Raw genomic sequence first — 22,452 nt, 5'->3', positions numbered from 1 at the left:
GATCCGGCATCACGTGCGCCGCACTTTGCGGCGAAATCTTTTCCACGCGCCGGCGGTCAATTCCGCCCCGCCTCGTTCCATCTGTTTTCTTCGGTCCGTTCTGCGATTCTTTTGTGTGCGGCTCACAGCTGCCGGGAATTCTTCGACGTACCGCATCGAGGAAGGTTCTCATGAACCGCACATCTCGCCCGAACGACCGCTTCTCCCGTACCCGCTCCGCCGGTTCAGGCCGTGGCGGCTACCGCGCGCAGGCGTCCAACCGATCCGGTGGCAAGCGGCGTCGTCCTGCCGCGCAGCAGGGAGAGTTCGCCCTGCCCGTCACGCATACGCCCGCACTGCCGCCGGCCGAGTCGTTCGCCGAACTGGACATGCCGGCCGCGCTGCTGTCGTCGCTGACCGCGGAAGGGGTGACCGCCCCGTTCCCGATCCAGGCCGCCACGCTGCCGAACTCGCTGGCCGGGCGCGACGTTCTGGGCCGCGGCCGCACCGGCTCGGGCAAGACCCTCGCCTTCGGCCTGGCCCTGCTGGCCCGCACCGCCGGCCAGCGCGCCGAGCCGGGCAAGCCCCTGGCGCTGGTTCTGGTCCCCACCCGGGAGCTGGCGCAGCAGGTCACCGATGCGCTCACCCCCTACGCCCGGGCGCTGTCGCTGCGGCTGGCCACCGTCGTCGGCGGGATGTCGATCGGCCGCCAGGCCGGCGCACTCCGCGGCGGGGCCGAGGTCGTCGTCGCGACTCCCGGACGGCTCAAGGACCTCATCGGCCGTGGTGACTGCCGCCTGAACCAGGTCGGCATCACCGTGCTGGACGAGGCCGACCAGATGGCCGACATGGGCTTCATGCCCCAGGTCACCGCGCTCCTCGACCAGGTACGTCCCGAGGGCCAGCGGATGCTGTTCTCCGCCACCCTCGACCGCAACGTCGACCTGCTGGTCCGCCGCTACCTGACCGACCCGGTGGTCCACTCCGTCGACCCGTCGGCGGGCGCCGTGACCACGATGGAACACCACCTGCTGCACGTCCGCGACGCCGACAAGCACGCCACCACCACGGAGATCGCCGCCCGCGAAGGCCGGTCGATCATGTTCCTGGACACCAAGCGCGCGGTGGACAAGCTCACCAAGCACCTGCTGAACAGCGGGGTACGCGCCGCGGCCCTGCACGGTGGCAAGTCCCAGCCCCAGCGGACCCGGACCCTGGACCAGTTCAAGACCGGCCATGTCACCGTGCTGGTGGCCACCAACGTCGCCGCCCGTGGCATCCACGTCGACAATCTCGACCTCGTCGTCAATGTCGACCCGCCCACGGACCACAAGGACTACCTGCACCGCGGCGGTCGCACCGCCCGCGCCGGGGAGTCCGGCAGCGTCGTCACCCTCGTCCTGCCCAACCAGCGGCGCGAGATGGACCGGCTGATGGCCGACGCGGGAATCACCCCGCAGTCCACCCAGGTCCGCTCGGGCGAGGCCGAACTGACCCGTATCACCGGTGCCCAGGCTCCCTCCGGTGTTCCCGTCACCATCGCCGCACCGGTCGTCGAACGCCCCAAGCGCAGTGGCTCCTCCACCCGCGGCCGGCGCAGTCGCTCCGCCCAGGCCCGGCGGTCCTCCGGAGCGCCCCGGACCGCGTCCGGGACGTCGCAGCGTCGGCCCTCGGCCGGCAAGACCACCTCGTAGACCGGGAGTGATCCCGCTCGCCCGCGGCACTTCCCTCGCTCCGCCGTCAGTCCGATTCCGGTTTCTCTTCGACCCTGTAGAGGCACTATGCGCTGCGTCATCGCCCGCTTCCCCTTCGACCTGATCAAGACCGAGGTGCAGGACTCGATGAAGGGCGTCAAGCCCGAACCCATCACGGGTGAGTCCGTACTCATCGGCGGCCGTCACTACCCCGTCAAGCAGGTCGGGGAGATCATCACCCGGCAGGACCGGCGCGACTTCACCGCCGGCGAGGTGACCCGGGCGCTGACCCGCCTCGGCTTCACCTGCAGTTCCTCGACCCCCGTCGCCCGCACCCCTCTTGAGGAGGCGTCGGCCCTGCTCCAGGCTCCGGCGACGCCTGACGGTGACCTGACGAGCTGACCGGGCAGCACCGGACAGCACCCGGCAGCACCGGACAACGAAGTGGGCTCCGACCGCACCGGTCGGAGCCCACCTTTGTTGGCGGCAGTCTTCCGGACTCATGACGGACCGTGGTCACGCGGCGGCCTCGGCAGCGACGGCAGGGCGGTCCTGCGCCGCGGCGGAAACGCGACCTCAGCGGTCGGAGTAGCTGAAGTCGCCCACCGTCCAGGCTCCTACGTCCTCGATCGCGACGCGATACATCCCGCCGGTCTCGGGCAGGCCGATACTTCCCTGCAGAATCTTCGCCACATGGAAATACAGGTGTGTGGGTGGCCCTTTCCGTTGCGGCGGGCGGGTGTCCGGGCCGGCTGAGGAGAAGAGCGCGGAAAACGGTCCCAGCCGCTCCGAGTGCGCCAAGACCTCGGCCACACGCTGCCGCCATACGCTCTCGGGCGCCAACCGCCCGGTGATGACAGCACCCTGGACCACCACTGTGAGAGACATCTGATTGCTCTGCTCCGACTCCACCATCGCGGCGATGTCGACAAGCAGCTCGTCGGGCTTCGACATGGGAGCAGACTTTACTGCCGCGACCGCCCCTCGGCACCACACCCGCGGCGCGCGCCCCGCGGCGGCTGTTGTTGAGCCGCCGTCACCGGACGTAGGAGACTACGTACGCAGGGGTCCGCAACCGGGTCCACACGGGACACCGGCCGGGGCCGGGCGGGCCGAAGAGCCAGATGGCCGGGAAACGGGGCGGTGGAGCAATGGATCCGGTGCTTGCCAGTGCGGGGACGACGCTGGTCGGGCTGATGGTGACCGAGGCCTGGGGACAGACCCGCAACGGCGTGGTCGCGCTGTGGCGGCGGGTACGGCCCGCGGACGCGGACGGCGTCGGCCGGGACCTCGACGAGGCCCGCGCGGAACTCGTCCAGGCCAGGGATGGCGGCGATGACGAGGAGACGGAGCAGGAACTGGTCGGTGAGTGGCAGCGGCGGCTGCTGCGTGTCCTGCGTGACGATCCGGCGGCCGCCGAGGAGTTGCGGCGGATCCTGGAGGCGGCCAGGGGTGCGCTGCCGTCGGAATTCCCCACGGGCAGCGTGCAGTTGCAGGCACGTGCGGAGGGCAGCTCCCGGATCTACCAGGCAGGACGCGATATGCGGGTACAGGGGTCATGAGCGACGGGGCGTCCTGGGACGCCGAGGCGCACGACCGGGCACGGATCTACCAGGCCGCCCGTGACCTGCACATCACCCATCAGCAGGGCGAGGACCGCACGCCGGGGCCGGTGCGGCTCTCCCTGCGGCATCTGCTGTCGTGTTTCGACGATGCACCCCTTCCGCTGTCCGTCCTGTCCGCCGAGGCGGTCGCCGCCGTACGGATGCCGGAGCTGCCGGCGGAACGGGTGGCGGCCGAGGTGCGCAAGCTGACCGACGGCGCACAGGTGCGGACCGGGGCGGACGGTGAGCCGCCGGTGCCCTGTGTACGGGCGGACGCCGCCGCCGTCGCCGAGTCCGCCCGGGAGCTGACGGACGAGGTCCGCGCGCAACTGTGTGCCTACGCCGCGGCGTTGCTCGACCATGCCCTGCTGCGGTCGCCCGACGGGGCGGCGCCGGACCTGTTCGCCCCGCATGCGATGGCCCTGCTGTGGCGCTCCGGCCGGGCACCCTCACGGGCGGCCACAGTCGCGCGCCGGGTGCGGGACGCGTATGCGGCAGCCGGCCAGTACGAGGAAGGGCTGCCGTTCGCGGTGCGGATCGTGGAGTCGTCGGCCACCGGGGCGGAGCTCGCGGACGCCCTGGCACTCGGTCGACTCCAGTGCTGCTGCGGTGACTTCGGTGACGCGGAAGCGGTGCTGCGTCCGGTGCTCGCACAGGCGGAGAGGGAGGCGGGCGGGCGCGGGCTGTCGCTTGCCGGGCGCACCGGCCCGAGCATCGCCGACATCCTCCGGGAGAACGCCGACGGCCCGTTCACCGGACGGCTCTCCCCGGCCGACTGTCAGGTGCTGACGCAGGTCGCCGACGTACAACACGCAATGGCCGATGCCCTGTACGGGCTGCGGCGGTACGCCGAGTGCGAGCGGCTGTTGCACGCGGCGGCGGGCCTGCGCTGGCGGGTCCTGGGGGCGGCGCATCCGGCGCGCCTGCTCGCCCAGCTGCACCGCGCCCGCGCGCTGGGGCAACAGCGCCTGTGGCACGAGGCTTTCGCACTGGTCCATGACGCTCTCGCCTATCGGGACAGAGCGGAACTCGAAGGTGACCGCCCGCGGGACGCGGCCCTGTTACGGCTCGCGCATGCGGAGGTGATGGTGGCAGCGGTCCGTTCACTGCGGGACGAGGGCGCGAGCCGGTCGCGGGGGGTGGGGATGTTCCCGGCGCCGGTGGTGCGATTCCTGGACCGCACGATGAGCCCCCACACCAAGCCCGAGAAGCTGACCTGGTCCGACGCCGTCCAGTTGGCCGAGGAAGCGGTACGCGCCTGCGACCGTGCCTTCGGTGCCGCGCACCCCCATGCGCGTTCCGCCCGCGCGCTGCTGGAGCAGGCCGGCCGTGAACAGGGATCCGCCCCGTAATCATCGGCCGAGCTCTCCCCCGGCGGTCGGCCGCGCCCCCTTCCGCACGGCGGGCCCGCCGGGTCGGGTGCGGCGGCTTTCCCGGTCCGCGGAGTGCCGAAGCCGTCTCGGGGTAGCGGTCCGAAGAGGCGGGCGGGGGCCCGTCGGCAGGGAGGGAACCGGATGGCCATCGCCAAGACCAGCGTCCTGGTACTGGATTGCGCGGAGCCCGCGGCACTGGCGGACTTCTACGCACAATTCCTCGGCGGAGAAGTGCGGATCGGGACCAGCCCGGACTACATCGAAGTCGTCGAGAGCGGCACCGTGCATCTCGCGATACGGCGGGACCGGGGCGCGGCGCCGCCCAGTTGGCCCCGCCCGGACGATTCACAGCAGGCACATCTGCACTTCCTCGTCCCGCAGGACAACATGGACGAGGCAGAGCGCGAAGCGGTCAGCCTGGGAGCGCGGCCGTTGCAGACACGGGAGAACCACGGGCCTTACGACGCCCGCCGTTACGCGGACCCCGCGGGCCACCCCTTCGTTCTCGCCGCGAGCGAGGGCCATGCCCTGGGGCAGGCGAACTGAGCCGGGCCCGGGTGGGTGGAGAGGCGTGGAGCGCCACCGGGACCGGTGGCGCTCCCGGGGCTTCAGGAGCGCTTTGTGGAGACGCCCTGTTTATCGGGTGCGGGCCACCGGGCGCACGACCAGTTCGTTCACATCGACCTCCGGGGGCCGGCTGACGGCGAAGGCGATGGTGTCCGCGACCGCGGCGGCCGGCAGGGCGACGGCGCGGTAGGCCGTCATGGCTTCCCTGGCCGTCGGGTCGGTGATGCTGTCCGCGAGTTCGGATTCCGTGACGCCCGGCGAGACCACGCTGACGCGGATATCGCCCGCGGACTCCTGGCGCAGTCCGTCGGAGATCGCGCGTACGGCGAATTTGGTGGCGCAGTAGACCGCGGCGGTGGGCACCACCTCATACGCCCCGATCGACGCGACATTGACGATGTGTCCGGCGCCCTGGGCCCGCATCACGGGCAGCGCGGCGGCGATCCCGTGGAGCACCCCGCGCACATTCACGTCGAGCATCCGGTCCCATTCGTCCACCCGCAGCGCCTCCAGTGGCGACAGCGGCATCACCCCCGCGTTGTTGACCAGGACATCGACCCGTCCGAATTCCCCGCACGCGGCGGCGACGAAGGACCGCATGTCCTCGGCGGAGGTGACGTCCAGCCGCCGGAAGGCCGCGGTGCCGCCGCCGTTGCCGATGTCGTGGGCCAGCGTTTCCAGTCGGTCGGTGCGGCGGGCACCGAGGAAGACACGGTGTCCGTCGGCGGCCAGGCGGCGGGCGGTCGCCTCGCCGATACCGCTGCTCGCGCCGGTGATCAGGATGACCTTCTCGTGCTCCGTCATGGCTGCTCCTTTGCCAGTTGTCGTCACGGCGAGCCTCCACGGCGGAGCGCACCGCGACCAGGACAGCTCATGCCTGGGTGCCGCACACCCAGGCACCTCCCCACGACACGCCCTACGTTGGACGGATGACGAGCAACGAACTCGGGGCGTTCCTGCGGGCGCACCGGTCACGGGTCCTTCCGGAGGACGTCGGTATGCCCTCCCACGGGCGTCGCAGAGTCGCCGGGCTGCGCCGCGAGGAGGTCGCTGTCCTTGCGGGCATGAACGCCGACTATTACGCGCGGCTGGAGCAGGGCCGGGAACGCCATCCCTCGCCGCAGGTGCTCGATGCCCTCAGCCGTGCGCTGCGGCTGGACGACGACGGGCGAACGCATCTGTACCGGCTGGCCGGTGCGGTCCCGGACGACCGCCCGGCGTCCTACGGGCCGGAGACCGTCGCCCCCGCGTTGCGCCAGCTGATCGACGGCTATCCGCACACCCCGGCCTTCGTCCTCAACCCGGCGCTGGACATCCTGGCCGCCAACTCCCTGGCCGAGGCGCTGTTCTCCCCCTTCGAGCGCGCGGACAACCTCGCCCGCATGGTGTTCCTCGACCCGGCGGCGCGGCATTTCCACACGCACTGGAACCGGGCCGCCCAGGCAACGGTGGCGAATCTGCGGCAGTCGGTCGGCCGTGACCCCGATGCCCCGCGGACGGCCGACCTGGTGCGGAGCCTGACCGCGGCGAGCGCGGCGTTCGCCGAGCTCTGGCACTCCCACACCGTGCGCGGAAAGACCCACGAGGCAAAGGAGTTCACCCACCCGGAGGTCGGCGCCCTGTCCCTCACCTACCAGGCCTTCGATGTCCGTAGCGCGCCCGGCCTGCAACTCGTGATCTACCACGCCGAGCCCGGCAGTCCCAGTGCCGAGGCGCTCTCCCTGCTCGGTACCCTCCACGCCACCGGTCGGCAGACCCTCGGAGACTGGGGGCCGGACGACACAGTGTGGGCTCCGGGTGAGCACGGGCACTGAGCGAGGGCCGCCCGCCCTCTTCTTTGCTGTCTCGGGAATGCTTGCTGTCTCGGCAACGATGTATGTCAATTCGGCACAGCCGGGTCGAGCAGCTGGGGCTTCGACATCGCGCCGGCCGACGGCACCCGGGTGCGGGCGCGACGACAGGAAACCGAGGTGTGCGCACGCGTCCTCGGCGGGCGCCGCCACGGCCTGTGACCTTTCGGCGGCGCCCGGGGCAGTGCTGGACACGGTGACCGCCGCACGGCGCAGGCGGGGCGGGGGTATCACCCTGATGGCGCAACGCATCGGGCACCCACCGGCAGTCGCAATTCGCCGGGGAATGGCGGACCACAGCACCGGCCGTTCCTCAGCGTGATCGGGCAGTAAAGCCGCCCCCGCATCGCCGTGTTTACGATATCCGGGATGAATTGGCGCGTTTCTGGCTGACGGCCTGGTACGTACGCGTACGTGCGCCTCATTTCTGCCTTCACAGGCGGTGAATCCACTCGTCATCTCTGACTTCGGGAGCTCATTATGGAACCCGGCGCTACCGTGTGGAACTGCCCGTTCGACTACGCCGAGGCACTGGAATTCGATCCGACGCTCCAGCGTCTGCTGACCGAAGAACCGGTCGCCCGCATCAAGCTGCCCTACGGGGAGGGCGAGGCCTGGCTCGTGACCCGGTACGAGGATGTGCGCATGGTGACGACCGACCGGCGCTTCAGCCGCAGTGCCATCATCGGCCGGGACTTCCCGCGGATGACACCCGAGCCGATCGTGCAGGACGAAGCCATCAACGTGATGGACCCGCCGGCCAGCAGCCGCTTGCGGAGCCTGGTCTCCAAGGCGTTCTCCCCGCGTGACGTCGAACGCATGCGGGCCCGTACGCAGCACGTCGTGGACGACCTGCTGGACCGGATGACCGCGCAGGGCTCTCCGGCCGACCTGATGGAGAGCCTGGCGTCTCCGCTGCCGCTGACGACGATCTGCGAGGTCCTCGACATCCCCGAGGCCGACCGCGCACAACTGCGCGGGCATGCACGGACCATGATGAACGTCACCGTCGAGAACCGGGACAGCGCCGTCCGCGCCAAGGCCGATATGCGCGCGTACTTCAAGACGCTGACGGCGAAGCGGCGCCAGCACCCGGGAGACGACCTGATCAGCGCGCTGGCGACCGCTCGTGACGGCGACGAGCTCCTCAACGACCAGGAACTCACGGTCCTCGCCATGGTGCTGCTCATCACCGGCCAGGACACCACCACCTACGAGATCGGCAACCTCGCCTACACCCTGCTCACCCGGCCCAGGGAACTCGCCATGGTGCGGGCCCGGCCCGAGATGCTCCCGCAGGCGATGGAGGAACTGCTGCGGTTCATCCCCTTCCGTAAGGGCGTCGGTATCCCCCGCGTCGCCACTGAGGACGTCGAGCTGAGCGGGGTGACGATCCGGGCCGGGGACATCGTGCACGTCTCGTACCTGACGGCAAACCGGGACGGCCGGAAGTTCGACCGGCCCGACGAGCTGGATCTGGAACGCGAGGACCGGCCGTCCCACATGACCTTCGGCTGGGGTGGCCATCACTGCCTGGGCGCCCCGCTCGCCTTCACGGAGCTGGAAGTCGCCCTCGGCGCCCTTCTGGAGCGCTTCCCCGAGCTCAGGCTGGCAAAGCCGGCCGAGGAAGTGCGCTGGAATACGACCTCGATCTGGCGATATCCGCTGGAGCTGCCGGTCGCCTGGTAAGAGTGGCCAACGCCGCGGAATGCAGAAGTCACCTCTCTGGCGTACGGTTACTAGTCGGAAAGAAGATCCACCTGCACGGGGAGAGTTCATTCTTCGACGGATGGCCCGCTCACAGTTCTCTCCGAGGGTCGTGCACTTCAGTCCGCCGATTCCCGCCCTGGCCAACTTGCCCGCACTTCGGGCAGGTTGTCGCGGCGGACACCACCGGCCGGCAGCGATCCGAAAGTGGAAATCAGCGAATTCCCTGAGCGGTCCACAAGTCTGCAAGGAGCCCATCCCATGGCGGTTCTGTGCAAACCTGCAATCGCGGTCCCCGAATACGTCATCACCCAGGAGGACACCCTCGAACTCGCGCGACGGCTGCACAAGGATCATTCGCAGCTGAGGCTCGTGCTCCGCCTGATCGAGCACACCGGTGTACGCAAACGGCATTTGATCCAGCCGATCGACAAGGTGCTCAAGCACCCCGGGCTCGACTCCCGCAGCGCGGTCTACGAGGAGGAGTCCAAGGCCCGCGTCCCCGCCGTGGTGCGCCAGGCGCTCGACCAGGCCGAACTGGAGCCACAGCAGATCGACTTGATCATCTATGTCTCCTGTACCGGCTTCATGATGCCGTCCTTGACGGCATGGCTCATCAACACCCTCGGCTTCCGGTCCGAGACCCGGCAGATGCCGATAGCCCAACTCGGCTGTGCCGCAGGAGGCGCCGCGATCAACCGGGCGCACGACTTCTGCACCGCATACCCCGACGCCAACGTCCTCATCGTCGCGTGTGAGTTCTGCTCGCTGTGCTACCAGCCCACGGATCTCGGTGTGGGATCGCTGCTGTCGAACGGGCTGTTCGGCGACGCGGTCGCCGCCGCCGTGGTCCGGGGCAACGGCGGCACCGGCGTCCGCCTGGAGCGCAACAGCTCGTACCTGATCCCGAACACCGAGGACTGGATCTCCTACGCGGTGCGGGCCACGGGATTCCACTTCCAGTTGGACAAGCGCGTGCCCGGCACCATGGAGCCGCTCGCCCCGGCCTTGCGCGCCATCGCGGAGCAGCACCAGTGGGACGCGGGCGAACTGGACTTCTACATCGTCCACGCGGGCGGGCCGCGCATTCTCGACGACCTGTGCCACTTCCTGGAGGTGCCGCCCGAGGCGTTCCGCTTCAGCCGCGCGACGCTGACCGAGTACGGCAACATCGCCAGCGGCGTGGTGCTCGATGCCCTGGCGAGGATGTTCGACGAGGCATCGGCCGTCGACGGCCAGCGCGGTCTGCTGGCGGGTTTCGGTCCCGGCATCACCGCCGAGATGGCCCTCGGCACCTGGTCCTCGACTCCTGCCGGCACGGCGTGAGCCCCCGCGCGGTGCGCCCGGACGGTGATCCGCCGGGCGCACCGCGCGGGTGCCCGTGCAGCGCGGCACCGCGATGCCTCACTCCCCTGGGGGAGCGATCGGGCCCGCATCAGTGCGGCGGCCCGGGAAGCGACCGGACCGTGCCGCCCCGGGAGGTGCCGCGGCGCGGCCAGGGGTGCCGGGAGTGGGATCACCCGGCGGCAGTCGCCGGCGGGGGCGTGGCAGCGGTTGGCGCAAACCAAACTTTTGCCTTGAATAGGAATATCTTGACATGCGTGTCAGTGCGTTCTATGCAGATGAGTAGGCGGCTTGCTCCCCATATCAGCAGGTGAGGAGGCCTACGCGGGCCGTTCCGCGAACGGGCCGCAAGGTGAGGAGAAGACCATGGCACGTGCAGTGGGTATTGACCTTGGTACGACGAACTCGGTGGTCAGTGTGCTGGAGGGCGGCGAGCCCACGGTGATCACCAACGCCGAGGGCGCCCGGACCACCCCGTCGGTGGTCGGCTTCACCAAGGGCGGTGATGTGCTGGTGGGCGAGGTCGCCAAGCGGCAGGCCGTGACCAACGTCGACCGCACCGCGCGGTCGGTCAAGCGCCACATGGGCGAGGCGCAGTGGCGTTTCCCGGAGAGCGGCGACATCGACGGTAAGCAGTACACCGCTCAGGAGATCTCCGCGCGGGTGCTGCAGAAGCTCAAGCGCGATGCCGAGGAATACCTGGGCGAGGACGTCACCGATGCCGTGGTCACCGTTCCGGCGTACTTCAATGACGCCCAGCGCACCGCGACCAAGGAGGCCGGTGAGATCGCGGGCCTGAAGGTACTGCGGATCGTCAATGAGCCGACCGCCGCCGCCCTGGCCTACGGCCTCGACAAGGAGAACGACCAGACCATCCTGGTCTTCGACCTCGGCGGCGGCACCTTCGACGTCTCCCTGCTGGACATCGGCGACGGCGTCGTCGAGGTCAAGGCCACCAACGGCGACACCCACCTGGGCGGCGACGACTGGGACCAGCGGATCGTCGATCACCTGACCAAGCAGTTCAAGAACGCGTACGGCATCGATCTGTCCAAGGACAAGATGGCCACCCAGCGGCTGCGGGAGGCCGCCGAGAAGGCGAAGATCGAACTGTCGGCGGCGACCGAGACCACGATCAATCTGCCGTATCTGAGCGCGTCGGCCGACGGGCCACTGCACCTGGACGAGAAGCTCACCCGCTCCCAGTTCGAGCAGCTGACCGCCGACCTGCTGGAGCGCTGCAAGACCCCGTTCCACAATGCGGTGAAGGACGCCGGGATCAAGGTCGCCGACATCGATCATGTGATCCTGGTCGGCGGCTCGACCCGGATGCCCGCGGTGACCGAGCTGGTCAAGGAGCTGACCGGCAAGGACCCGCACAAGGGCGTCAACCCGGACGAGGTCGTCGCCATCGGTGCCGCCCTCCAGGCCGGTGTGCTCAAGGGTGAGGTCAAGGACGTCCTCCTGCTGGACGTCACCCCGCTGTCCCTCGGTATCGAGACCAAGGGCGGGATCATGACCAAGCTCCTGGAACGCAACACCACGATCCCGACCAAGCGCTCCGAGATCTTCACGACGGCCGAGGACAACCAGCCGTCCGTGCAGATCCAGGTCTACCAGGGCGAGCGCGAGATCGCGGCGTACAACAAGAAGCTCGGGATGTTCCAGCTGACCGGTCTGCCGCCGGCCCCGCGCGGGGTCCCGCAGATCGAGGTCTCCTTCGACATCGACGCCAACGGCATCATGCACGTCACGGCCAAGGACCTGGGCACCGGCAAGGAGCAGAAGATGACCGTCACCGGCGGCTCCTCGCTGCCGAAGGACGACATCGACCGGATGGTCCGCGACGCCGAGCACCACGCCGAGGAGGACCGCCGCAGGCGCGAGGCCGCCGAGACCCGCAACCAGGCCGAGCAGCTCGTCTACCAGACCGAGAAGTTCCTCAAGGACAACGAGGACAAGGTCCCCGGCGAGGTCAGGACCGAGGTCGGGGAAGCCGCCGCCGAGCTGAAGGAAAAGCTCAAGAACCAGTCCTCCGACGGTGACAACACCGCGGAGATCCGCACCGCCACCGAGAAGCTCGCGGCCGTCTCCCAGAAGATGGGCCAGGCCATGTACGCCGAAACCCAGGGCGCGCAGGCCTCCTCGGGACCCGAGGGCGCCGCTGCCGGTGAGGGCGGATCGGGTGCCGCCGCCGACGAGCAGGACGATGTCGTCGACGCGGAGATCGTCGACGACGACAAGCAGGAGGGCGGCGCACGATGAACCGCCCGCCCCGCGTCCACGGCCTTCCCCACCCGCCGCTGGCCCTCGTCGGACACGGGTCGGCGGAGCGCCCCGAACCGGGCCCGCCCGACGTCACCGGTCCCCCGGCCGAACGGACGGAGCAGGGCACCGGCAGGCCGTCCGGCGATGACGAGTCCGCCGGGCGGCCGGCGCCACCGGAGGCGGTGCTGCACGCCGAACTCCGGGAGCGGACGGCCGATCTGCAGCGGCTGAAGGCCGAGTACGACAATTACCGTAAGCGGGTGCACCGCGACCGGCTGGCGGTCGGTGAGATCGCGGTGGCCAATGTGCTGAGCCGGATGCTGCCGGTGCTCGACTCCCTCGCCGAGGCCACCGAGCAGGGCGAGGTGACCGGTGGTTTCGAGCGCGTCGCCGAGGCACTGCGCACCGAGCTCGGGACTCTGGGCCTGCAGGCCTTCGGCGCGGCGGGCGACCCGTTCGACCCGCTGATCCACGAGGCCGTCACCTACACCCCCACCGACCGGCTGGAGCAGGCCACGTGCACCGAGGTGCTCCGCCTGGGCTACCGGGTCGGCGACCGTCTGTTGCGCCCCGCGCAGGTGGCCGTCGCGGGCGAACCGCCCGCCGGCCGTAACGACCGGTCCTGAATTCCCCTTCCATACCTCGGAATTGGCCTGTCGGTCCGGTCCGATCGGGTCGGGTCCGGTCCGATCGGGTCGGGTCCGGTCGGGTCGGGTCCGGTCGGGTTTCGTCTGCCCCCTGCAGTGTTCCCGGCGGGCGACGGTGAGTTCGTGCCTGCGCCGGTCTGCCCGTCGATCCGTGCGGTTGACCTGAGCGTTGCCGGTGCGTTGACCTTTGCCTTGTCGGTGCGTTGACCTTCGCGTTGTCGGTGCGTCGCCCCATGCATTGACCCCCGAGTTGTGGGGCGAAGACGGTCTGCCGTGCGAAGCAATTCCCGCCCCCTGCACGCGACTACGCATATGTTCGAGTCCCAGGGGCACCCGATCCTCTACCGCCAGCAAACGGCCTCCGTACTTCGACAGAAAGCCCTACGACGCACGACAGGCGGGATCATGGCGACCGAGGAAAACACGGAACGCGAAAAGGCACACGGCGACGGACCGGAGCGGATCACCGCCCCCACGGCAATGCGCCATGCCAACGGGCAACTTGCACAACTGCTCCAATGCGAGCCCGGCTCGGTGTCGGCACTCAAGCCCACCGATGACGGTTGGTTGGCGGACGTGGAAGTGGTGGAGATCGAAAGGGTGCCGGACACCGCGAGTGTGATGGCTTCCTATCGCGTCTACCTCGATGAACAAGGCCAACTAGTGGGATACGAGCGGACCCGCCGGTACGGGCGGGGCCAGATCGACAGATAAGTCGGCCGGCGCTCGGCACCCGCCACGACATGACACGGCCCCATGACCCGCTCCAGCCAACTGGAAGGGACGATCGACCGTGACTGCCGTTCAGCAATCCAACGCAGCGACCAGCGGAAGTGGTTCGGGAAACCTTTACGATGTTCTTGAGCTGATCCTCGACCGGGGGCTTGTGATCGACGCCTTTGTGCGGGTCTCCCTCGTCGGCATCGAAATTCTCAAGATTGATGTGCGCGTCGTCGTCGCCAGCGTGGACACCTATCTGCGCTTCGCCGAGGCATGCAACCGACTCGATCTGGAATCCGGCCGCAAGGCACCGAGCCAGCTCACCGATCTGGTCGGTGAGGCGACCGAGAGCGGCGCCAAAGGAAAGTCGAAGGGCGCGCTGACCGGCGCCGTTGAGGCATTCAGCGAATCGCTTCAGAAGGGCCACGAGGACTCCGCGGAAGAGGAAGAGCGACCGGCCCGTAAATCGTCCGCGTCCACCAATCGCCGCACCGCACGCCGCCGGGAGGACTGAGCCATGGGAACGTACCTCTACGCCATCACCGCGGCCGGCCACCCCTTGCGGCTGTCCGGCCTCGGCGGGGTCGGCGAGCCCGCGGCCCAGCTGCGCACCGTCCGCACGAAGGACCTGTGTGCGGTGGTCAGCGACGCACCGCCGCAGCTCCGGGCCAAGCGCCGCGATGTGGCGGCCCACCAGGGCGTGCAGGAACGTCTGCTGGCCGACGGTGCCGCCCTGCCGATGCGCTTCGGACTGGTCGGCACCGACGACGAACAGGTGGCCGCCGTCCTGGAGCAGGATCGCGACAGCTACCTCCAGCGGCTCGAAGAGGTCGACGGCTGCCATGAGTACCACCTCAAAGTGGCGCGCGACGAAGACGACCTGCTGCGGGAGATCATGCGGGAGTCCGCCGAGGTACGACGGCTCAACGACCGTACCCGGGAGAACCCCGGCGCGTACGACGACAAGGTGGCGCTCGGCGAGCTGATCTCGCAGGAGATGCAGGTCCGTCAGGAGCGCGCCCGGTCGGACATCGTGGCCCGGCTCGCCGGGGCTGCGGTACGCACTGCGGATGTCGAACCGACGAAGCGCCACTTCCTCAACGCGTCCTTCCTCGTCGAGCGGGAGAAGGCCGCGGCCTTCTCGGAGGCGGTCCATGAGGAGGCCGGGCAGCGCGGTGACACCTACACCTTCAGTCTGCACGGCCCGCTGCCGCCGTACAGCTTCGTCTGACTCATGAGGAGAGACCGGCCATGGGCCTCGTCACCCAGCTCCTGACCCTGCCGATGGCCCCGGTGCGGGGCACGGTCTGGGTCCTGGACCAAGTGCTGCTCACCGCCGAGCGCGAGTACTACGACCCGGCGCCGGTCCGCGAGGAACTGGCCGCGCTGGAACAGCAGTTGCTGGACGGCAGCATCGGGCCCGACGAGTTCGACTCCCGCGAGGACGAGCTCCTGGACCGGCTGGAGTGGCTGGAGGCCCACCAGCAACGACTACGTACCGACTCCTGACCAGGGGAGATGGAGGTGTACGACAGATGATGTGCAACGCCAAGATTGGGGTGGCCCTTGTCGGGGGCTACCTGCTGGGGCGCACAAAGAAAGCGAAGATGGCCATCGGCCTGGGCATGTTTCTGGCCGGCAAGAAGCTGAATCTGGACCCGAAGCAGCTGGGCACGCTGGTGGCCAACTCGCCGGTTCTGGGCCCCCTGAACGACCAGGTGCGCAGGGAACTCGTGGACGCCACGAAGGCGGCGGCCGGCACCGCGCTCACCCAGCGGATGTCCGGCCTCGCCGACTCCCTGCACGAGCGGACCGCGGCCCTCACCGAGGGCCGGGACCTGTCCGGCGATGGCGGGCAGGCTGCGGACGACGAGGCTCCGCGGACGGCGGCGGACGACGAGGATCGGGCGTCCGAGGACGAGGCACGGGGCGACGCCGAGAGCGCCGGGGGCGCCGGGGGCGAGGGCGCTGTGGATGCCGAGGAGGAGGAGCCCGCGCCGCGCCGTAGGGCCTCCGCCGCCTCGTCCGCAAAGGCGCCCCCGAAGGCAGCGACGAAGGCAGCGACAAAGCCGTCCGCGAAACCGGCGAAGAAATCGAGCACCGCCGGCCGGTCCGCCGCCCCGCGACGCCCGGCAGCGAGCGCATCGAGGTCGTCGGGGACCTCGGGGACATCGGGGACATCGGGAAAGGCGGCCGACACCTCGTCCCGCGGGCGCCCGGCCGCCTCCTCGGGGCGGAAGGCCGCCTCGGGGGCCCGTAAGAAGGCGTCCGGTGCGGCGCGCACGGCCGCCGACCGTGGAGGCCGCAATGGCTGAGTCCACGTTCCGCAAGGTGAAGCACGAGGTGACCAGGAGCCCGGCGGCCAACCAGCTCAAGGAGGAGCTGCAGCGCTACCTCCAGGCACGGGCACAGCACGCCGTCACCAGCCTCGGCCACAAGCTGGGCGAAAGCGTCGGCAAGCTCGCCGAGCCCGGCAGCGGCGCCGGGGGTCTGGTGGGCAGCCTGGCGAAGGGCGGTGCGGCTCTCGGTGCGGGCAAGTCGCCGCAGCGGGCGGCGCTGGCCGTCGGCGCCTCCCACCTCAAGGACACCGTGAAGGACAAGGTCAGGGGACTGTTCGGCAAGGGCCGCAAGGGCGGCGGCGGAAAGTCCAGGAGCGTGACCATTGTCGAGGACATCGATGTGGGCGTTCCCGTGCGCGAGGCGTACGACCAGTGGACGCAGTTCCAGGAGTTCAGCACGTTCGCCAAGGGGGTCATCAGTGTCGAGACAGCCGATGACACCACCAGCAACTGGAAGGTGAAGGTCGCCAAGTCCACTCGCAGTTGGCGGGCCAACGTCACCGAGCAGGTGCCCGACGAGCGCATCACCTGGACCACCGAGGGCGCGAAGGGCACGGTCAAGGGTGTGGTGACCTTTCATCGCCTCACCGACAACCTGACGCGGGTGCTGCTGGTGCTGGAGTACTTCCCCAAGGGGCTGTTCGAAAAGACCGGCAACATCTGGCGCGCCCAGGGCCGCCGGGCCCGGCTGGACCTCAAGCTCTACCGCAAATTCATCATGATGCGCGGCGAGGCCACCGACGGCTGGCGGGGCGAGATCCAGGACGGCGAGGTCGTGGTCGAGCACGCCGAGGCCGTCGAGGCGGAGCGGGACGACGATGACGTGGCCGACGAGGACGGGGCCGCAGCGGAGGACAGCGACGAGGAGCTGGGAGAGCCCGTCGACGAGGACGATGAGGACGACGAACTCGGTGAGCCGGCCGATGAGGACGACGACCTCGTGGAGCCCGTCGACGCGGACGACGTCCCTGCGGACGAGCGGGACGCGGACGACGAGGACGCGTACGACGAGGACGAGCCGGCGCCGCCCTCCCGGCGCCGCCGGACCGCCGTCGCCCGCTGACCTCTCCCGACCCTCCCAACCGCACAGACGAGGCTGATCATGTCCGATTCACTGGCCGGCCGTATGGGGCCGTCCTCCGGTCCGTCCCCGTACGGCCGGCAGGAGTCCTCCGCCAACCTGGCCGACATCTTGGAACGCGTCCTCGACAAGGGCGTCGTGATCGCGGGCGACATCCAGATCAATCTGCTCGACATCGAGCTGCTGACCATCAAGCTCCGGCTGCTCGTCGCCTCCGTCGACAAGGCCAAGGAGATGGGCATCGACTGGTGGGAGCACGACCCCTCGCTCTCGTCGCGTGCCCGTCCACCACAGCAGGTGCCCGCCGGGCATCCGCCGGAGACCGGCCGCGATCCGCTGGCCGAGGAGAACCGGCAGCTGCGCGCCGAGCTCGCCGAGCTGCGGGCGGCGATCGGCCCGCCCCAGCGCTCCGAGGGGCGCCGGTCGGACCACGTGGAGGAGCAGGAGGAGCAGTGAACAGCCACTTTCAGGGAGAAGACTTTCAGGGAGTAGAGGAGACTGCCGCAGCCCCGCGGCAGCCGCTCCGTCGGCCTACCGAGCAACCGGAGTCCGGTCCCCTGTGGCGCTCGTACGTCTACGCCATCGGCCGGGCGGGCACCGGTCTCGACACGACGGCTCCCCGGCTCACCGGGCTGCGGGACGGGCGCCTGCGCACGGTCACCGCCGGCCGCCTCACGGCGCTCGTCTCCTCCGTCCCGGCCGATGCCTTCAGCACGGAGGGCATGAAGGCGCAGCTGGAGAACCTGACGGAGCTGGAGGCGATCGCACGTACCCACCACACGGTCGTCGAGGCCGCCCACACCGGCACGACGGTGCTGCCGATGCGGCTCGCCACCGTGTATCTGGACGACGCCCGGGTGCGGTCCATGCTAGAGGAGCGCGGCGCGGAATTCGACGCGCTGGTCTCCCGGCTCGACGGCCATGCCGAACTGGGGGTGAAGGTGTACGCGGACCCGCGCGCCGCGGCCACGGACCCGCCGCCCGCCCCCGAAGGCCCGGCCCCCGCTGCGTCCCCGGTCAGCCCCGGCCGGGCCTACTTGCAGCAGCGCCGGGCCCAACGCCGGACGCAGCGCGACGCCTACCGTGCAGCGGGCGCCCTCGCCGATGACGTACGGGGCCGGGCGGCCACCCTTGCCCGGGACCGGGTCGCCCATCGCCCGCAGCAGGGTGAACTGGCGTCCGGCGCGGAGGAGAACATCGCCAATGAGGCCTATCTGGTGCCCACGGACCGTATCCAGGAATTCCACCGGGCACTGGCAGGTCTGGCCGACGGTGTCCCGGGCGTACGCGTCGAGGTCACCGGGCCATGGGCCCCGTACTCCTTCGCGGCCCCGCCCGCGGGAAGCCGGAGTGCCTGATGCACAGTGACGCCGACGCCCATGAGGCCGCATGCTCCGAGGTCTCGTACCTGGGGGACCACTCCGCGGAAGAGCCTCTCGCGGGGCGGCAGATCGCCCTCATCGATCTCTTGGACCGTCTCCTGAACGGTGGCGCGGTGCTCACCGGAGATGTGGTGCTGTCCATCGCCGATGTGGATCTGGTGCATATCAATCTGCGGGCCGTCATTCGCTCGATCACACCCGACGGTCCGGCGCCGTGGTGAGGCACTGCCGTGGTGAGGCACCGCCGTGGCGGCAGCACACAGGAACGCCGTTGCCCGGAACGGTAGTTGTCAGTTGCATCCGATGGTTGCCGGCTACTTCCGATGGTTGTCGGCTGCTTCCGCCGGCTGTCAGTTGCTTCCGCTCCCCCGACAAGAATCGCCCATGACGAGGGATACCCCCATGACGAATGATGCGGCCGCACCCGTGGAGCCTGCCTTCGCGGAGGTGGCACAGGCCGCGGCCCGGGCCTTCGACCTGCTGCCGACCCGGGCCGATGAGCCGCCGCAGGGGCAGGGCAGCGCTCTCGCCCAGCGGCTGAGGACCGATCCGGAGACGGTGGAACGCGATCTCATCAAGTTGGTGCTGACGATCGTGGAGCTTTTGCGGCAGCTCATGGAGCGGACCGCGCTGCACCGCGTCGACCACGGAGACCTGAGCGAGGAGCAGGAAGAGCGGGTCGGGCTGACGCTGATGATTCTCCAGGACCGGATGGCGGAACTCTGTGAGCGTTACGGGCTCACGATGGAGGATCTCCATCTCGATCTCGGCCCGCTCGGATCTCTGCTGCCGCGCCAGGACGCCGGCTGACCCGGAGTCCTCGACCGGCCGCTTCCGTCATCCGCCGTCCGTCATCCGCCGTCCGTCATCCGTCATCCGCCGCCCGCCGCACGGCCATTGCAACTGATGGGCCGTCACCCTACTCTTCCGGCACACCCCCACCGCACCGGGGCGCTCGTACGGTCTCACCCCTACGATCCGTGCGCGGTGCAACGGGGCGGCGCGCCGCGTGCCGGAAGGACAGCCATGTCCGACGACAGCGCTCGCAGAACCTCCCTCACCCGCCGTACGTTACTGACCGGTGCCGCCGTCGCGGGGCTCGCGGCGGCAGCCGGGCTGCAGCCCGCTCATCGCATCCCCGCGGGCAGCGCCGCGGCCACTCTCACTCCTCCGCCCGGCTTTCCTGCGGGCATTCCGCTCTCCCAACAGGCCTTCCGGAACTGGTCGCTGGAGATCGTCGTCGAGGGGGTCTGGACGGCTTCGGCCCGTACGCCCGACGACGTGGTCGCCCTTGCCAACTGGGCCCATCAGCACGGCTATCGGCTACGGGCCCGGGGCAAGGGCCACACCTGGTCGCCGCTGGTGGTGCCCGCCGGGGCCGACACCAACCGTACGGTCATCGTCGACACCGCCTCCCACCTGACCGCGGTCAGTGTGCGCGGCGGCAATCCGGGGAGCGTCACCGCGCAGGCGGGGGCGACCCTCGACCGGATCCTCGCCCGCCTGGAGGAGTCGGGGCTCGGCCTCGCCACCACCACGGCGCCCGGGGATCTCACCATCGGCGGGGTGCTCGCGATCGGCGGCCACGGCACCGGTGTGCCCACCGCCACCGAACAGCCGGCCGCGGGCTCCGGCTTCGGCACCCTGAGCTCCCTGGTCACCTCGCTCACCGCCGTGGTCTGGAGCGCGGCGGAAGGCCGCTATGTGCTCAAGACCTTTGCCCGCTCCGACCCGGACATCCGGGCCTTCCTCGTCCACCTGGGTCGCGCGTTCGTCACCGAGGTGACGCTGACCGCCGCGGCCAACACCCGGCTGCGGTGCCAGAATTGGTACGACGTGAACGTGGGCACCGTCTTCGGCCCGCCGGGCACGGGCGGCCGCACGATCAGCTCCTACCTGGACCGCACCGGGCGCATCGAAGCGATCTGGTTCCCGTTCACCGATGTGCCATGGCTGAAGGTGTGGAGCGTGGCGCCCACCAAGCCGCTGTTCGCCAAGCAGATCGACACCCCGTACGCCTACACCTTCGCCAACCGGGTCACCGAGGAGATGTCGCGGCTGCTCGGGGAGATCGCCGCGGGCGGGGGCGACAAGACGCCCGCCTTCACCAAGCTGGCCATGTCCATCGTCGGCTCCGGTCTGATCGTCACCGGCACCTGGGACGTCTGGGGCTGGTCGAAGAACAGCCTGCTGTACGTCGAACCCACCACCCTCCGGATCGTCGAAGCGGGATGGGCGGTGCTGACCTCGCGGGCGAATGTGCAGCGTGTGGTGAATGACTTCTACTCCCGTTACCAGAGCGTGCTGACGGCTCATCAGGGCCGCGGCTCCTACCCGGTCAATGGGCCGATCGAGCTGCGCATCACCGGTACGGACCCGCTCGACGGTCCCCTGCTGTCCCCGGCCCGGGCCCGTCCGGACCGTCCCGAGTGGGACACCGTGGTGTGGCTGGACTTCGCCACGTACCCCGGCACGCCCGGCGCGGCCCCGTTCTTCCGTGAGCTGGAGCAGTGGATCTGGCAGACCTACAACGGGTCGTACGCGACCGTGCGTCCCGAATGGTCCAAGGGCTGGGCCTACACGGACAGCGGGCCGTGGCGGGATCCTGCCACGCTGGGCGGCTCCGTGCCGGCGGCGTTCGACGGCTGGCGGACCGCCCGGGACACTCTGAACTCCTATGACCCGGCGCGGGTGTTCTCGAATACCTTCCTCGACACCCTGCTGCCCTGAGCGACCTCTTCCTACGGGGGCGCGCGGTAATTCTGCGCGCCCCCTGCGGATATCACCCGGCACGTGCGTCACACCCGTATCAAGCGCCGGAAACAACCCGCTCCGAGGCCATCACAAAGATGGCGGGAACTCTCCGTCAGCCCCCAGATGCGCTTTCCGGAAACCGATCCCTTGGTGTGTGAAGTTCCTACGACACCGCCGCCCGCCGGACGAACGCCGATCGGCGGTGTCCGCTCTGCCCGCACACCGGCCGACGGGTGTACCGCGCTCACCGGCCGGCGGGCGAATTGTGGAGTCCGGTCATCCTCACCAGGAATGAACGAGGCAGCATCCGGGCACGCTGACGCGGTTTCCGGTCATATCCAGTGAAACTCCATCTGGCGGGAATGTCAGCCGTGACAATTCAGCAGGGCACCGTTCGGGGCTGAAACTATGTGCTGCGGCAGGGGCCCATGGGGGTAACTGTGGCCGCATCGCGGGTTGTTTCCCGGGCGGCTGTTCGGCAACGGGGGCAGACACCAGAAGCAGAAACGAAGGGACGAACGTGATCCGGGTCTTGGTGGTGCACGAAACGCGGCTGTTGCGCTCGGCGCTCACCGCGCTGTTGCGCGACGAGGAGGGTATCGACGCGGTCGCCGCCTGCTGGAGAAGTGCCCCCGGGCGAGCCCGTTCCTTCCGGCCGCAGGTGTGCGTCGTGGACGTCGACTGCGCGGGGTCGGTGGCCTCGGCGGACCCTCCCGGCGGCCCGGGATGCGCCCTGCTGGTCCTGGCAAGCGCCTGCCGGCCCGGCACCCTGCGCCGGGCCATCGCCGCCCGGGCGCGGGGCTTTGTGGACAAGGACGCGCCACCGGCCCGGCTGTTGCACGCGATAAACCTGGTGGCCGCGGGGAAGCGCTATGTCGACCATTCGCTCACCCCGGATTTCCTCGAGGCCGCCGACATGCCGCTGACTCCCCGGGAGTTAAGCGTGCTGTCGCTCGCCGCGGGCGGCGCTTCCGTCTCCGAGATCGCCCGTGAACTGCACCTGAGCAGTGGGACGGTGCGCAATTACATGGCGGCGATCAATCGCAAAACCGGTGCCCGAAACCGGGTGGACGCCATACGGATATCGCAGGGGGCCGGCTGGGTCTGAGGGCTGTCCCGTAGTCCCTTGGGCGTCGCAAGGTC

The 22,452-nt window shown here is 69.7% G+C and carries 24 protein-coding genes; 22 read left to right on the top strand and 2 right to left on the bottom strand.

What is annotated here, in order from left to right; all coding sequences use genetic code 11:
• Window positions 1-170 precede the first annotated feature (170 nt).
• Complete coding sequence (locus AB0C46_RS12840; RefSeq protein WP_362827836.1) at window positions 171-1,673, top strand: DEAD/DEAH box helicase; 1,503 nt, start codon at window positions 171-173, stop codon at window positions 1,671-1,673.
• Between the two features lie 87 nt (window positions 1,674-1,760).
• The gene (locus tag AB0C46_RS12835; RefSeq protein ID WP_362827835.1) at window positions 1,761-2,075 is read left to right on the top strand and encodes an SCO5918 family protein; all 315 of its coding nucleotides are present in this window, start codon (window positions 1,761-1,763) and stop codon (window positions 2,073-2,075) included.
• Window positions 2,076-2,249: 174 nt separating this feature from the next.
• Here the strand turns inward: AB0C46_RS12835 and AB0C46_RS12830 are convergent, their stop codons facing one another.
• The gene (locus AB0C46_RS12830; protein WP_362827834.1) at window positions 2,250-2,627 is read right to left on the bottom strand and encodes a hypothetical protein; all 378 of its coding nucleotides are present in this window, start codon (window positions 2,625-2,627) and stop codon (window positions 2,250-2,252) included.
• A 197-nt stretch (window positions 2,628-2,824) separates the two neighbouring features.
• On the opposite strand from AB0C46_RS12830, the gene AB0C46_RS12825 reads away from it, so the two are divergent.
• From AB0C46_RS12825 to AB0C46_RS12815, 3 genes are all read left to right on the top strand, one after another.
• Window positions 2,825-3,235, top strand: coding sequence for a hypothetical protein (locus AB0C46_RS12825; protein ID WP_362827833.1), 411 nt, complete (start codon window positions 2,825-2,827; stop codon window positions 3,233-3,235).
• On the top strand, window positions 3,232-4,629 hold the full coding sequence (locus tag AB0C46_RS12820) for a tetratricopeptide repeat protein (RefSeq protein WP_362827832.1): 1,398 nt from the start codon (window positions 3,232-3,234) through the stop codon (window positions 4,627-4,629). The genes AB0C46_RS12825 and AB0C46_RS12820 overlap by 4 nt, the downstream gene beginning before the upstream one ends.
• A gap of 162 nt (window positions 4,630-4,791) precedes the next feature.
• Entirely contained in the window at window positions 4,792-5,196 is a 405-nt protein-coding gene (locus tag AB0C46_RS12815) for a VOC family protein (RefSeq protein ID WP_362827831.1), read from the top strand.
• 90 nt (window positions 5,197-5,286) lie between these two features.
• Here the strand turns inward: AB0C46_RS12815 and AB0C46_RS12810 are convergent, their stop codons facing one another.
• Window positions 5,287-6,021 carry an SDR family oxidoreductase gene (locus AB0C46_RS12810; protein ID WP_362827830.1) on the bottom strand — a complete coding sequence of 245 codons (735 nt, stop codon included), beginning with the start codon at window positions 6,019-6,021 and terminating at the stop codon, window positions 5,287-5,289.
• Between the two features lie 125 nt (window positions 6,022-6,146).
• Here AB0C46_RS12810 and AB0C46_RS12805 point away from each other — a divergent pair, with 125 nt between their 5' ends.
• From AB0C46_RS12805 to AB0C46_RS12725, 17 genes are all read left to right on the top strand, one after another.
• The gene (locus AB0C46_RS12805) at window positions 6,147-7,031 is read left to right on the top strand and encodes a helix-turn-helix transcriptional regulator (protein ID WP_362827829.1); all 885 of its coding nucleotides are present in this window, start codon (window positions 6,147-6,149) and stop codon (window positions 7,029-7,031) included.
• Window positions 7,032-7,547: 516 nt separating this feature from the next.
• Complete coding sequence (locus AB0C46_RS12800) at window positions 7,548-8,756, top strand: cytochrome P450 (protein ID WP_362827828.1); 1,209 nt, start codon at window positions 7,548-7,550, stop codon at window positions 8,754-8,756.
• Window positions 8,757-9,017: 261 nt separating this feature from the next.
• The gene (locus AB0C46_RS12795; RefSeq protein WP_362827921.1) at window positions 9,018-10,100 is read left to right on the top strand and encodes a type III polyketide synthase; all 1,083 of its coding nucleotides are present in this window, start codon (window positions 9,018-9,020) and stop codon (window positions 10,098-10,100) included.
• A gap of 384 nt (window positions 10,101-10,484) precedes the next feature.
• The gene (gene dnaK, locus AB0C46_RS12790; RefSeq protein WP_362827827.1) at window positions 10,485-12,383 is read left to right on the top strand and encodes a molecular chaperone DnaK; all 1,899 of its coding nucleotides are present in this window, start codon (window positions 10,485-10,487) and stop codon (window positions 12,381-12,383) included.
• Complete coding sequence (gene grpE / locus AB0C46_RS12785) at window positions 12,380-13,012, top strand: nucleotide exchange factor GrpE (RefSeq protein WP_362827826.1); 633 nt, start codon at window positions 12,380-12,382, stop codon at window positions 13,010-13,012. The genes dnaK and grpE overlap by 4 nt, the downstream gene beginning before the upstream one ends.
• A gap of 426 nt (window positions 13,013-13,438) precedes the next feature.
• Window positions 13,439-13,747, top strand: a complete 309-nt coding sequence (locus AB0C46_RS12780) for a gas vesicle protein (RefSeq protein ID WP_362827825.1) — start codon at window positions 13,439-13,441, stop codon at window positions 13,745-13,747.
• 79 nt (window positions 13,748-13,826) lie between these two features.
• Complete coding sequence (locus AB0C46_RS12775; RefSeq protein ID WP_362827824.1) at window positions 13,827-14,267, top strand: gas vesicle structural protein GvpA; 441 nt, start codon at window positions 13,827-13,829, stop codon at window positions 14,265-14,267.
• A gap of 3 nt (window positions 14,268-14,270) precedes the next feature.
• Window positions 14,271-14,984: a GvpL/GvpF family gas vesicle protein gene (locus tag AB0C46_RS12770; protein WP_362827823.1), complete on the top strand. Its 714-nt coding sequence runs from the start codon at window positions 14,271-14,273 to the stop codon at window positions 14,982-14,984.
• 20 nt (window positions 14,985-15,004) lie between these two features.
• Window positions 15,005-15,262, top strand: coding sequence for a gas vesicle protein GvpG (locus tag AB0C46_RS12765; protein WP_362827822.1), 258 nt, complete (start codon window positions 15,005-15,007; stop codon window positions 15,260-15,262).
• A 98-nt stretch (window positions 15,263-15,360) separates the two neighbouring features.
• Window positions 15,361-16,068 (top strand): hypothetical protein, encoded by a 708-nt coding sequence (locus tag AB0C46_RS12760; RefSeq protein WP_362827821.1) that lies wholly within the window; start codon window positions 15,361-15,363, stop codon window positions 16,066-16,068.
• Window positions 16,061-17,155 carry an SRPBCC family protein gene (locus AB0C46_RS12755; protein WP_362827820.1) on the top strand — a complete coding sequence of 365 codons (1,095 nt, stop codon included), beginning with the start codon at window positions 16,061-16,063 and terminating at the stop codon, window positions 17,153-17,155. The genes AB0C46_RS12760 and AB0C46_RS12755 overlap by 8 nt, the downstream gene beginning before the upstream one ends.
• Before the next feature lie 39 nt (window positions 17,156-17,194).
• Complete coding sequence (locus tag AB0C46_RS12750) at window positions 17,195-17,629, top strand: gas vesicle protein (protein ID WP_362827819.1); 435 nt, start codon at window positions 17,195-17,197, stop codon at window positions 17,627-17,629.
• The gene (locus tag AB0C46_RS12745) at window positions 17,626-18,531 is read left to right on the top strand and encodes a GvpL/GvpF family gas vesicle protein (RefSeq protein ID WP_362827818.1); all 906 of its coding nucleotides are present in this window, start codon (window positions 17,626-17,628) and stop codon (window positions 18,529-18,531) included. The genes AB0C46_RS12750 and AB0C46_RS12745 overlap by 4 nt, the downstream gene beginning before the upstream one ends.
• 50 nt (window positions 18,532-18,581) lie before the next feature.
• Complete coding sequence (locus AB0C46_RS12740) at window positions 18,582-18,776, top strand: gas vesicle protein (protein ID WP_362827920.1); 195 nt, start codon at window positions 18,582-18,584, stop codon at window positions 18,774-18,776.
• 181 nt (window positions 18,777-18,957) lie between these two features.
• The gene (locus AB0C46_RS12735; RefSeq protein WP_362827817.1) at window positions 18,958-19,365 is read left to right on the top strand and encodes a gas vesicle protein K; all 408 of its coding nucleotides are present in this window, start codon (window positions 18,958-18,960) and stop codon (window positions 19,363-19,365) included.
• A gap of 216 nt (window positions 19,366-19,581) precedes the next feature.
• Entirely contained in the window at window positions 19,582-21,285 is a 1,704-nt protein-coding gene (locus tag AB0C46_RS12730) for a cholesterol oxidase substrate-binding domain-containing protein (RefSeq protein WP_362827816.1), read from the top strand.
• A 544-nt stretch (window positions 21,286-21,829) separates the two neighbouring features.
• On the top strand, window positions 21,830-22,417 hold the full coding sequence (locus tag AB0C46_RS12725) for a response regulator transcription factor (protein ID WP_362827815.1): 588 nt from the start codon (window positions 21,830-21,832) through the stop codon (window positions 22,415-22,417).
• Window positions 22,418-22,452: the final 35 nt, after the last annotated feature.

Source organism: Streptomyces sp. NPDC048637, from assembly GCF_040650675.1.
Classification (GTDB): Bacteria; Actinomycetota; Actinomycetes; order Streptomycetales; family Streptomycetaceae; genus Streptomyces.
Note: the sequence above shows the minus strand (reverse complement) of the source record. Positions and strands in the feature narration are given on the sequence as shown.

Excerpts from the sequence above, each read along its gene's own strand:
- dnaK (WP_362827827.1), top strand. The coding sequence starts at position 10,485 with ATGGCACGTGCAGTGGGTATTGACCTTGGTACGACGAACTCGGTGGTC.
- AB0C46_RS12820 (WP_362827832.1), top strand. The coding sequence starts at position 3,232 with ATGAGCGACGGGGCGTCCTGGGACGCCGAGGCGCACGACCGGGCACGG.
- AB0C46_RS12800 (WP_362827828.1), top strand. The coding sequence starts at position 7,548 with ATGGAACCCGGCGCTACCGTGTGGAACTGCCCGTTCGACTACGCCGAG.
- grpE (WP_362827826.1), top strand. The coding sequence starts at position 12,380 with ATGAACCGCCCGCCCCGCGTCCACGGCCTTCCCCACCCGCCGCTGGCC.
- AB0C46_RS12750 (WP_362827819.1), top strand. The coding sequence starts at position 17,195 with ATGTCCGATTCACTGGCCGGCCGTATGGGGCCGTCCTCCGGTCCGTCC.
- AB0C46_RS12735 (WP_362827817.1), top strand. The coding sequence starts at position 18,958 with ATGACGAATGATGCGGCCGCACCCGTGGAGCCTGCCTTCGCGGAGGTG.
- AB0C46_RS12825 (WP_362827833.1), top strand. The coding sequence starts at position 2,825 with ATGGATCCGGTGCTTGCCAGTGCGGGGACGACGCTGGTCGGGCTGATG.
- AB0C46_RS12770 (WP_362827823.1), top strand. The coding sequence starts at position 14,271 with ATGGGAACGTACCTCTACGCCATCACCGCGGCCGGCCACCCCTTGCGG.
- AB0C46_RS12830 (WP_362827834.1), bottom strand. The coding sequence starts at position 2,627 with ATGTCGAAGCCCGACGAGCTGCTTGTCGACATCGCCGCGATGGTGGAG.
- AB0C46_RS12810 (WP_362827830.1), bottom strand. The coding sequence starts at position 6,021 with ATGACGGAGCACGAGAAGGTCATCCTGATCACCGGCGCGAGCAGCGGT.
- AB0C46_RS12755 (WP_362827820.1), top strand. The coding sequence starts at position 16,061 with ATGGCTGAGTCCACGTTCCGCAAGGTGAAGCACGAGGTGACCAGGAGC.
- AB0C46_RS12840 (WP_362827836.1), top strand. The coding sequence starts at position 171 with ATGAACCGCACATCTCGCCCGAACGACCGCTTCTCCCGTACCCGCTCC.
- AB0C46_RS12780 (WP_362827825.1), top strand. The coding sequence starts at position 13,439 with ATGGCGACCGAGGAAAACACGGAACGCGAAAAGGCACACGGCGACGGA.
- AB0C46_RS12805 (WP_362827829.1), top strand. The coding sequence starts at position 6,147 with ATGACGAGCAACGAACTCGGGGCGTTCCTGCGGGCGCACCGGTCACGG.
- AB0C46_RS12760 (WP_362827821.1), top strand. The coding sequence starts at position 15,361 with ATGGCCATCGGCCTGGGCATGTTTCTGGCCGGCAAGAAGCTGAATCTG.
- AB0C46_RS12815 (WP_362827831.1), top strand. The coding sequence starts at position 4,792 with ATGGCCATCGCCAAGACCAGCGTCCTGGTACTGGATTGCGCGGAGCCC.
- AB0C46_RS12765 (WP_362827822.1), top strand. The coding sequence starts at position 15,005 with ATGGGCCTCGTCACCCAGCTCCTGACCCTGCCGATGGCCCCGGTGCGG.
- AB0C46_RS12835 (WP_362827835.1), top strand. The coding sequence starts at position 1,761 with ATGCGCTGCGTCATCGCCCGCTTCCCCTTCGACCTGATCAAGACCGAG.
- AB0C46_RS12730 (WP_362827816.1), top strand. The coding sequence starts at position 19,582 with ATGTCCGACGACAGCGCTCGCAGAACCTCCCTCACCCGCCGTACGTTA.